This window comes from Pseudomonas sp. BNK-45, assembly GCF_047456255.1.
Classification (GTDB): Bacteria; Pseudomonadota; Gammaproteobacteria; order Pseudomonadales; family Pseudomonadaceae; genus Aquipseudomonas.
This window is the reverse complement of the sequence record NZ_CP179909.1, coordinates 6,237,155-6,246,325: the sequence shown is the minus strand read 5'-3', so window position 1 is coordinate 6,246,325 and position 9,171 is coordinate 6,237,155. Positions and strand designations below refer to the sequence as shown.

General features: G+C 62.0%; 12 protein-coding genes. All 12 read left to right on the top strand.

Annotated elements, in window-relative coordinates; translation table 11 throughout:
- The 12 genes from ACMGG8_RS28390 to ACMGG8_RS28335 all read left to right on the top strand — a co-directional run bounded on the left by ACMGG8_RS28390 (position 1) and on the right by ACMGG8_RS28335 (position 9,171).
- Complete coding sequence (locus ACMGG8_RS28390) at positions 1-1,536, top strand: hypothetical protein (protein ID WP_060837797.1); 1,536 nt, start codon at positions 1-3, stop codon at positions 1,534-1,536.
- Complete coding sequence (locus ACMGG8_RS28385) at positions 1,526-2,770, top strand: DNA circularization protein (protein ID WP_060837798.1); 1,245 nt, start codon at positions 1,526-1,528, stop codon at positions 2,768-2,770. Before ACMGG8_RS28390 ends, ACMGG8_RS28385 begins: the two co-directional genes overlap by 11 nt.
- A gap of 3 nt (positions 2,771-2,773) precedes the next feature.
- Positions 2,774-3,814, top strand: coding sequence for a phage baseplate assembly protein (locus ACMGG8_RS28380; protein ID WP_414158826.1), 1,041 nt, complete (start codon positions 2,774-2,776; stop codon positions 3,812-3,814).
- A 108-nt stretch (positions 3,815-3,922) separates the two neighbouring features.
- The gene (locus tag ACMGG8_RS28375) at positions 3,923-4,429 is read left to right on the top strand and encodes a phage baseplate assembly protein V (protein ID WP_060837800.1); all 507 of its coding nucleotides are present in this window, start codon (positions 3,923-3,925) and stop codon (positions 4,427-4,429) included.
- A gap of 2 nt (positions 4,430-4,431) precedes the next feature.
- Positions 4,432-4,830 carry a phage GP46 family protein gene (locus ACMGG8_RS28370; protein ID WP_060837801.1) on the top strand — a complete coding sequence of 133 codons (399 nt, stop codon included), beginning with the start codon at positions 4,432-4,434 and terminating at the stop codon, positions 4,828-4,830.
- A complete protein-coding gene (locus ACMGG8_RS28365; protein WP_414158825.1) occupies positions 4,820-5,860 on the top strand; it encodes a baseplate J/gp47 family protein in 1,041 nt (346 codons plus the stop codon). The genes ACMGG8_RS28370 and ACMGG8_RS28365 overlap by 11 nt, the downstream gene beginning before the upstream one ends.
- Positions 5,848-6,456, top strand: a complete 609-nt coding sequence (locus tag ACMGG8_RS28360) for a YmfQ family protein (protein ID WP_414158824.1) — start codon at positions 5,848-5,850, stop codon at positions 6,454-6,456. Before ACMGG8_RS28365 ends, ACMGG8_RS28360 begins: the two co-directional genes overlap by 13 nt.
- Entirely contained in the window at positions 6,457-7,206 is a 750-nt protein-coding gene (locus ACMGG8_RS28355) for a hypothetical protein (RefSeq protein ID WP_414158823.1), read from the top strand.
- Positions 7,207-7,215: 9 nt separating this feature from the next.
- Positions 7,216-7,638, top strand: coding sequence for a phage tail assembly chaperone (locus tag ACMGG8_RS28350; RefSeq protein ID WP_414158822.1), 423 nt, complete (start codon positions 7,216-7,218; stop codon positions 7,636-7,638).
- Positions 7,639-7,688: 50 nt separating this feature from the next.
- Complete coding sequence (locus tag ACMGG8_RS28345) at positions 7,689-8,252, top strand: glycoside hydrolase family 19 protein (protein ID WP_414158821.1); 564 nt, start codon at positions 7,689-7,691, stop codon at positions 8,250-8,252.
- 156 nt (positions 8,253-8,408) lie between these two features.
- Entirely contained in the window at positions 8,409-8,915 is a 507-nt protein-coding gene (locus ACMGG8_RS28340) for a hypothetical protein (RefSeq protein ID WP_414158820.1), read from the top strand.
- Between the two features lie 70 nt (positions 8,916-8,985).
- Positions 8,986-9,171 carry a Com family DNA-binding transcriptional regulator gene (locus tag ACMGG8_RS28335; RefSeq protein ID WP_414159989.1) on the top strand — a complete coding sequence of 62 codons (186 nt, stop codon included), beginning with the start codon at positions 8,986-8,988 and terminating at the stop codon, positions 9,169-9,171.

Sequence of the window (9,171 nt, the reverse complement as noted above, 5' to 3'; positions counted from 1 at the left end):
ATGGCGTATCGAAAAAGAAACAAGACCAAGGGCCGGCGGCCCAAGCAGGCAAGACAGGCTAAACCGGCAGCACCTGTGCAGCAGGTCAAAGCCGAAACTGAGGTGGTCAAGCCTGCTGTGGCCGAGAGCGCAAGCAAAGCCGTCGACCCGGAGCTCACCGGCATTCGCCAAGTGGTGGGCAAGTTCAGGAAAAGCCTGGAAGAAAGTGGTCTGGGAGATCTGGATCTTTCAGGATTGTTCTCTGGGCAGGGCCTATTGACCCCCTTTGTTGCGGGCATGCAGTCGGCGATCAAGGCGGAGAACATCCAGGCTGTCACTGCTGCCGCGGTCAGGGGGGAGGCAAGTCCGGAGAACGAGCTGGGCAATACCGCGCAAAACCTCAAGCACTTTGATGAGGCGGTGGAAAGAATCACTCTCAATGTGGGGGTTGCACTGTTGCCGGCCATCAACAGCATTGTCACGGGACTTCAGCCCGTACTGACATCGGTCGGTCAATTTGTCGCTGATAACCCCGGGTTGGTGGAGGGGCTAGCGGCCGCAGCAATCGCCTTTACGGTGGCAGCCTCGGCGGCCACGGTCTTTGCCGCACTGTCCTCGCCTATAGGTTTGGCGATGCTGGCGATTGCTGCGGTAGCCGGTGTGGTGGTGGCCAATTGGAAGCCGGTTTCACGGTTTTTCATCCAGCTGTGGGGGAAGATTTCACCCACGGTCATGTCCATGGTTGGTCTTTTCAAGGAGGTGTTCGCATGGACGCCCATCGGGCAATTGATTGCCAACTGGGGGCCGGTCAGCGCTTACCTGAGCGCCCTCTGGCAAGACTTCAGCGCCGGTACCGGGCGGGTGTATCAGGCGTTGAATCTGCTCTTCAACATGAGCGGGTTTGGGGTGTTGATCAGAAACCTGGAGCCGATCAGAGAGGCTGTCCAGGTGCTTTTTCGCAGCCTGCGAGAGGTTTTCGAGTGGAGCCCGCTTGGCTTGATAAGCAGTAACTGGCAACCCGTGGTGGGGCTGTTTGCAGCGATCTGGGATCTGATCTGGGCGTTGTCGATCACGGCAAAGAACAACGTTGCCAGCCTATTCAGTTGGTCACCCGGTGAGGGGATGAGAAAGGACCTCGACGGTTTGATCCAGTGGTTCTCTTCGTTTCGTGAGCGGCTGGAAAAGGTCCTGGAGCCAATCCGCGAAAAGCTCAGAGCGACCTTTGGCAATTTGCTTGTCAGTGTCACCGGGAGCATCAACTCGCTGACCGAGAGTGTGGTGGAGCACAACAACTCGGCAAACCGGGGTGAGGACTCGCTGACCGATAAACCTTCTCCGCTGCTGACCCCGGGCAATTTGCCGCAAAGCTCCAGTTCGCTGCTGCAACAGGCGGCGGCCAACAATCGCACTCGGCTTGAAGGCGGGTTGCTGTTGCGCTTTGAGAACGCACCTCCCGGCCTGCGTGCCGAACAGGCCAAGACCAATCAACCAGGCCTGAACGTGGCTTCGACCCTGGGCTATCGCTCACTTTCCCTAGGAGGTTCCAATGGCGGATAACTGGCGTGATCGTTTGTTGCCCGCGTCCTTTCGCGGTGTGCCGTTCTGGGTCGATCAGGCGAAAACCCCGGTGGGCCAGAAAGGTCAGTTGCACGAGTACCCGCAGCGTGACCAGCCGTTTTTCGAGGGCCTTGGCCAGCAGGCGAAAATCCATGACCTGACGGCCTTTATCGTCGGCGCCGATTGCCTGGAGCAGCGCGACAGGCTGCTCAAGGCCCTGGAGGAGGGCAGCGGCGAGCTGGTGCACCCCTGGCTTGGGCGGATGCAGGTCAAGGTCGGCGAATGCGAGATGACCCAGAGCCGCCAGGACGGCGGCCTGGTGACCTTCAGCCTGAAGTTCTATCCGGACCAGCCGCTGCGCTTTCCCTCGGCGGTGGTCAACACCCAGCAGCAGGTGCTGGTGGCCAGCGATACCTTGCTGGGCTCGGCGGTGCTGCGTTTCGAGTTCGCCACCAATCTGATCAAGCAGGCGCGGATCGGCGTGGACGCGCTGCGCAAGGGGCTGACCGAGGTGTATGCGGTCATCGAGCACGAGTTCAAGCCGCTGATCGAGTTCTATGGCGACCTCAACACCCTGGTCAAGGCGGTCAAGGACATACCCAGGGAGCTGAGCACGGAGTTCAAGGGGTTGCTGGAGGATGTGCGCGGGCTCAAGGATTTTGCCCGCAGCGGCTATCGGCAGATGCTCGCCGATATTGCCCAGCAGGTGGAGGCGGCCCGGCGCATCGATGCGCCGAAGCTGACCACCGGCAAGGACACCACGGCGGCGGCCGAGGCAGTGGCCAACCTGGTGCAGGATGCGCTGCTGGTGCAGATCGCCCGCCTGGTGTCGGCGTTACCGGTGGCCACGCCCGTGGTGAAGCTCAAGAACACGCCGCCCCTGGCGCAGCAGGCCAGCCGGCCGGTGCAGCGCCTGGAGGTGCCGGTGGCCGACGATGTGCTGGCGCTGCGCGATCAGTTCAATGAGCTGATCTGGCAAGCCTCGCTCAAGGCCGACGCGGTGCATTACCAGGCGCTCAACACTCTGCGTCAGCAGGTGCAGGGGCACCTCAATGCCGTGGCTTCCTCGGGGGTGCGGCTGGTCAGCCTCAGCCCCAAGAGCAGCCTGCCGGCGCTGGTGCTGGCCTATCAGCGGTTTGCCGATGCGACCCGGGTCGGCGAAGTGGTGCAGCGCAATCGGGTGCCTCACCCGGGTTTCCTGCCGCCCGCCGACCTGCAAATTGCTCGGGAGTGACCCATGGACGAACTGGCAAATATCGTCACCCTGACGGTGGACGGGCTGGACTACAGCGGCTGGAAGAGCGTGGAGATCAGCGCCGATCTGGAGCGTCAGTTCCGCACCTTCAGCCTCAACATCACCTGGCAATGGCCGGGGCAGGACTCGCAGGTGCGGATCCGCCCGGGCGCTCGCTGTCAGGTGCGCATCGGTTGCGATCTGGTGCTCACCGGGCATGTCTACAAGGCGCCGATCAGTTACGACGGCAAGCAGATCAGCCTGAGCATCCAGGGCGGTTCGCTGACCCAGGACCTGGTGGATTGCGCGGCCATCAACCGGCCGAGTCAGTGGCGCCAGCAGGACGTGCTGAGCATCGTCCGCGCCCTGGCCGGCTCCTATGGGGTCGGTGTGCGCAGCGAGATCGCCCCGACCGGCAAGCTGCACACCCACAGCATCGTGCCGGGGGAGACGGTGTTCGCCTCCATCGACCGTTTGCTGACCCTGTACCGGGTGTTCTCCACCGACGACGCCGACGGTTACCTGCTGCTGGCGGCGCCGGGCAGCGGTGGGCGCGCCAGCGATGCCCTGGAGCTGGGCAAGAACATTCTCTCGGCCAATGCACCGATGGATTTTTCCGCGGTGTTTTCCGAGTACCGGGTGATCGGCCAGCACAAGGGCAGCGATCAGAGCAGCGGGGTGGCGGTCAGCGAGGTGTCTGGCCGGGCCAGCGATGCAAGGGTTTCGCGCAAGCGGGTCACGGTGATCAACGAAGCCGCGCAACTGAGTGCCGAGCTGGCTCAGCAGCGCGCTGACTGGGAGTGCGGCACCCGCACCGGCAAGGCCCTGACCACCACCTACCAGGTGCAGGGCTGGCGCCAGAGCAATGGCGATTTGTGGCGCCACAACACCCTGGTGCGAGTGATCGACCCGGTGCTGGGGTTCGACCGGGACATGCTGATCTCCAAGGTCACCTGGTCGCTGTCCGAGCAGGGCTCGATCACCACCCTGCAGGTGGCGCCGCCGCAGACCTTCGACGCCAACCCGACACCCGGTAACACCTGAAACCCGCGCCCATCCGTAGGCGCCGGCTGGCCGGCGAAGGCATCCGGCCCGAAACCGCGCAACCCCTGTTCGCCGGCAAGCCGGCTCCTACCCTCCAAGGAACTCAGCATGAGCCTACTGACACGCCTGTTGGCGCGGGGCACCGTGGTGCTCGCCAACTCGGCCAACAAACTGCAATCGCTGCAAATGCGCCTTACCGCCGGCGAGGTCAACGACGACATGGAGCATTTCGAGCCTTACGGTTTCACCAGCAATCCCCTGGCCGGCGCCGAGGGCATCGCCACCTTCCTCGGCGGCGACCGGTCCCACGCGGTGGTGCTGGTGGTGGCCGACCGGCGTTACCGCCTCAAGGCCCTGGCCGCCGGTGAGGTGGCGATCTACACCGACGAGGGCGACAAGATCCACTTCAAGCGTGGGCGCGTCATCGACATCGACACCGCGACCCTGAACATCCGCGCCAGCAGCGGCGTCAACATCGACAGCCCGACCCTGAGCATGAGCGGCAAGATCGTCTCCCAGGGCGATCAGCTTGCCGCCGGCATCAGCCAGATCAACCACGTCCACAGCGGCGTGCAACCCGGTCCGGGCCAGACCGGCGCGCCGGTGGGAGGTTAAGCATGTTCGCCACCTATGACCTGAAGAACGCCCTGACCCGGGCTGTGGAAATCAGCCTGTTCACCTGGCGCCGCGCCGCCGATGACGATGCCCTGGACGACGATCAGCGCTATGGCTGGTGGGGCGACAGCTTTCCCACAGTGGCCGACGACCGCATAGGTTCGCGGCTGTGGCTGCTGCGCCGGGTCAAGCTGACCCGGCAGACCCAGCTCGACGCCGAGTTCTATGCCCGCGAGGCCTTGCAGTGGCTGATCGACGATGGTCATTGCAACGCCGTCGAGATTCTCAGCGAACGCCTCGATGCCCAGCGCCTGAACCTGCGCACGGTGCTGATCCTGGCCGACGGCGAACGCCTGGACCTCAACCCCATTCACAGTTGGCAGGTGACCTATGCCGTTTGAAACCCCTTCGCTGCCGGTGCTGATTCAACGCACCCAAAGCGACCTGGCCAGCGATTCGCTGCGCCAGTCCGATGCCCAAGTGCTGGCCCGAACCCTGAGTGGGGCCGCCTTTGGCCTGTACGGCTACCTGGATTGGATCGCCGAGCAGATCCTTCCGGACAAGGCCGATGAGTCGACTCTGGAGCGCATCGCTGCCCTGCGCCTGAACCAGCCGCGCAAGGCCGCCCAGGCGGCCCGTGGCAGCGTCAGCTTCACGGCCGCGGCCGGAGCCGTGCTGGATGTCGATACCCTGCTGCAGAGCAGCGACGGTCGCAGTTACAAAGTGACCGCCGCGCGCACCACCAGCGCCGGGCTCAACAGCACCACGATCCAGGCGGTCGATGGCGGCGCCCTGGGCAATGCCGGCGCCGGTCTGGAGTTGACCGCGGTGCAGCCGGTGCAAGGCATTGGCAACGCGTTCACCGTGCTGGCCCCGGGGCTGAGCGGTGGCGTGGCTGAAGAAAGCCTCGAATCCCTGCGCTCCCGGGTGATCCGCTCCTATCGGATCATTCCCCACGGCGGCTCGGCGGACGACTACGAAACCTGGGCCCTGGAATGCCCGGGGATCACCCGTGCCTGGTGCCGGCGCAATTACCTGGGGCCAGGCACGGTGGGCCTGTTCGTCATGCGTGACGACGATACCGATCCGATGCCAACGGTTGAACAGCTGGCCGAGGTTAAGCAGTACATCGAACCGCGGCGACCAGTAACGGCTGAGTTGTACGTCTTAGCCCCCACGCGCAAATCGGTGGTGTACAGCATCCGACTGAATCCGGATACCTCCGCGGTCCGGGCGGCCGTCGAGGCGCAGTTGCGTGACCTGCATGCAAGTGAGGCTGCGCTGGGTGAGACCCTTTTGCTGACTCATATCGCCGAATCCATCAGCGGGGCCGCTGGTGAGTGGGACCACCAACTGGTGGCGCCGGTTGCTGATGTAGCAGCAGAGCCTAACGAGCTGCTGACGTATGGGGGCTGCGTATGGCTGGCTTAAGAACGGCGCAGCAGTACCGCGCCCAGTTGAGGGCGTTGCTCCCCTCGGGGCCGGCCTGGGAGCCTGAACGCGTCCCTGAACTGGCGTTAGTGCTGACGGGCTTGTCGCAGGAGCTGGCGCGCATCGATGCCCGGGCCTTCGCCCTGCTGAATGAGATGGATGCTGGCGGCGTGAATGAACTGGTGCCTGACTGGGAGCGGGTCACGGGGCTGCCGGATCCCTGCATCGGGCTTGAACCGGTATTTGAGGACCGCCGTCTGGCTGTGCGCCAACGGCTGATGGCGGCCGGCGGGCAATCCTGTGGCTACTTCATCGAGATCGCGGTGCGCCTCGGTTATCCCGAAGCCACCATCACGGAGCGCCGGGCCCCGCGGTTTGGCCGCTCCCGATTTGGCGCAGACCACTTCGGTACCTGGTCCGCGCAGTTTATGTGGACGCTCAACACGGGCCCGCGGCGCCGTCTGGGGCGGCGCTTTGGGGCCAGCTATTGGGGTGAGCGCTTCGGGGTCAACCCGAGCGGCGCCCTTGAATGCGTTATCCGTCGCAGCGCTCCGGCGCATGCACTGGAATCAATCAATTATGGGGTGGGTGTGTAAATGGATTATCCGAAAAGTGTGCCCAACGTGGGGTTAGTCAACGGCAAGTTTGTTGACGAGAACACGGCCACTGGGCAAGTCGGCTCGTTGATCCCGTCAGTTTGGGGAAACTCGGTTACTGATGAGTTGCTGAATGTAATTCGTAATGGTGGGTTTACTCCGGAAGAAAGCAATAGCGGCCAGCTCTTGGCGGCTATTATGAAAATTGTTTCAAATGCAATTCCGAGTAGTCACACAACTCTCGCAGGTTATGGCATCACTGACGCATATACAAAACAGCAAGTAGATACTTCGCTGAGTAGTAAAGCTGCAAAAGCCAATACCTTGAGCGGCTACGGAATAACTGACGCTTATACAAAATCACAAACTGATTCGGCGCTTGACGCTAAGGCCGCCAAAGCTAATACCCTTGCGGGCTATGGCATCGGCGATGCTTTTACAAAGGCAGAAGTTAATAGTCTGTTTAATGCAGGCTTTGGCCTTCTCCTTGGGGAAAATGGATTTCTCGCGTTCCCGACAGTTTTAGGGCGGTTTGTAATTCAGTGGGGATCAACGACGGCAGGGAATGTAACGTTTCCAATACAGTTCCGGGGTGTCAGTCATCTCGACCTGAAGATAAACAATTTCAATAGCACTTACGCGGCTTCCGGTGCTTACACGAATAATGAAGCGCTATCGACAACGGGCTTTACCGTTACCAGTGCGCCGCCTGCCGGCGCTCGCCTCAAGTGGATAGCCTTTGGCAACTAAGGGGTAAATATGATTTACGCAAAATGGATTGAGGCTGATGCTCGATTTGCTTTCTCAATGACTGACAACGATGGGCAGCGCATTACCGAAGAACAGCACCGCTCCTTGCTGCTGAAAGAGTCGCAGGGGATGCTCATAATTCCGGACAGTAACGGGTTCCCTGTTGTCGTTGACGCGCCGCCGCCGACAGTAGAGCGGCAGGGGGAAAACGAACGGCTATGGCGCGATAGTGAGTTGTCTGCGGTCATGTGGCTGCGCGAGCGGCACCGGGATCAACTGGAAATCGAAGCACCGACGAGCATTGACGGCGAGCAGTTCAAGGAGCTGCTTGTGTACATGCAGGCCCTGCGCGATTGGCCTCAGTCGGCGGACTTTCCTGACACTCTGCGCCGGCCTGCGGTGCCGCTCTGGATCGCAGAACAAATTGAGTAAACGCCCTGCACTGACATGGCGTTCTCATTTCTGACCTATGAGGATTCCCTATGCCTATAACACAGCACCAACTGCTGCAGATCCTTCCCAACGCCGGCGCTAAAGCCGGCGTTTTTGTTCCTGCTCTCAACACCGCCATGGCCCATCGGCAGATCGATACGCCGAAGCGTCAGGCGGCTTTCCTGGCCCAGATCGGTCACGAATCCGGGCAACTGCAATACGTGCGCGAGCTGGGCAGTGATCAATACCTGAGCAAGTACGACACCGGCACGCTCGCGGCACGCCTGGGCAACACTCCCGAGGCCGATGGCGACGGTCAGCGCTATCGCGGGCGCGGGCTGATCCAGATCACCGGGCGCAGCAACTATCGCCAGTGCAGCCTCGGGCTGTTTGGCGATGAGCGCCTGCTGGAGTTGCCCGAGCTGCTGGAGCAGCCGCAATGGGCCGCCGAGTCGGCGGCCTGGTTCTGGGAGCGCGGCGGGCTCAATGCCCTGGCCGATCGCGATGAGTTCAACAGCATCACCCGTCGCATCAATGGCGGTTTGAACGGCTTGCAGGATCGCCTGCAACTCTGGGCCAGGGCGCGGGCGGTGCTGTGCCTGCCCGTGGTCTGAGTTCATGCGGAGGCGGGCACCTTCTGTAGTCGCTGCCGTAGGCTGCAATTGGACCTGGAGGGAAGGTCCTGCGGACCTTTTCGCAGCCTGCGGCAGCGGTTACAGGGATTTTTGCAGGCGGTTTGATGCATTTCATATCGGTCCGAGGAGGACGTGATGAATATCCGCAGTTGGCTGGCTCTCGCCGTCGTAGCGGGGTTGCTTTATGCCCTTGGCTTCGTCAGCGGTGCCGGCAGCGAACGCAGTCAGCAGCAGCGCCTGGACGAGGCCCGACTGCAGCAATCCTTCGAGCAGGGCCAGGCGTTGGGCAGGGTCAAGGAGAAGGTGGTGGTCGAGTACGTCGATCGCGTCGTCAAGGTCTATCAGGCGGGCGCCACTGTCACCAAGGAGGTTCCGATCTATGTTTCGAAAGCAGCTGATAACGCCTGTGTTGTGCCTGGTGGTTTTGTCCGGGTGCACGACGCCGGCGCCGCCAACCTGCCCGTGGCCCCAGGCCCCGGCGTCGCTGATGACGCCGCCTCGGGCCTTGCACTCTCTACCGTCGCCGCCAGCGTCGTCGACAACTACAGCCAATGCCATGCCAATGCCGAGCAATTGAGGGCGTTGCAGCAGTGGGTGCGGGAGTCTCAGTCGCTGTTGCAAGGTGCTCCGGCGATGCCCTGACGGCCTTGAGACCTTTATGAAATGGATCGCTGCCGCAGTGTGGGGCAGTTGAAATCAAATGGATTTGTCGATGTTAAAAGAATGCAGATGCGGTCGTTGCAAACGACTTCTCGCCCGCGTGGGTGAGTTTACCGAGCTCCAGATCAAATGTTCCCGCTGTGGAACCTTGAATCACGTGAAGGCCTCGAGCCTTGGGCAATCGCCTGTGAGCGACATGAGAGCGGACTTTTCCGCGACTGATCATTCGACTCAATAG

What these genes read in the sequence shown, in the direction of transcription:
- ACMGG8_RS28390 (WP_060837797.1), top strand. Translation starts at nt 1, where the DNA reads ATGGCGTATCGAAAAAGAAACAAGACCAAGGGCCGGCGGCCCAAGCAG.
- ACMGG8_RS28385 (WP_060837798.1), top strand. Translation starts at nt 1,526, where the DNA reads ATGGCGGATAACTGGCGTGATCGTTTGTTGCCCGCGTCCTTTCGCGGT.
- ACMGG8_RS28380 (WP_414158826.1), top strand. Translation starts at nt 2,774, where the DNA reads ATGGACGAACTGGCAAATATCGTCACCCTGACGGTGGACGGGCTGGAC.
- ACMGG8_RS28375 (WP_060837800.1), top strand. Translation starts at nt 3,923, where the DNA reads ATGAGCCTACTGACACGCCTGTTGGCGCGGGGCACCGTGGTGCTCGCC.
- ACMGG8_RS28370 (WP_060837801.1), top strand. Translation starts at nt 4,432, where the DNA reads ATGTTCGCCACCTATGACCTGAAGAACGCCCTGACCCGGGCTGTGGAA.
- ACMGG8_RS28365 (WP_414158825.1), top strand. Translation starts at nt 4,820, where the DNA reads ATGCCGTTTGAAACCCCTTCGCTGCCGGTGCTGATTCAACGCACCCAA.
- ACMGG8_RS28360 (WP_414158824.1), top strand. Translation starts at nt 5,848, where the DNA reads ATGGCTGGCTTAAGAACGGCGCAGCAGTACCGCGCCCAGTTGAGGGCG.
- ACMGG8_RS28355 (WP_414158823.1), top strand. Translation starts at nt 6,457, where the DNA reads ATGGATTATCCGAAAAGTGTGCCCAACGTGGGGTTAGTCAACGGCAAG.
- ACMGG8_RS28350 (WP_414158822.1), top strand. Translation starts at nt 7,216, where the DNA reads ATGATTTACGCAAAATGGATTGAGGCTGATGCTCGATTTGCTTTCTCA.
- ACMGG8_RS28345 (WP_414158821.1), top strand. Translation starts at nt 7,689, where the DNA reads ATGCCTATAACACAGCACCAACTGCTGCAGATCCTTCCCAACGCCGGC.
- ACMGG8_RS28340 (WP_414158820.1), top strand. Translation starts at nt 8,409, where the DNA reads ATGAATATCCGCAGTTGGCTGGCTCTCGCCGTCGTAGCGGGGTTGCTT.
- ACMGG8_RS28335 (WP_414159989.1), top strand. Translation starts at nt 8,986, where the DNA reads ATGTTAAAAGAATGCAGATGCGGTCGTTGCAAACGACTTCTCGCCCGC.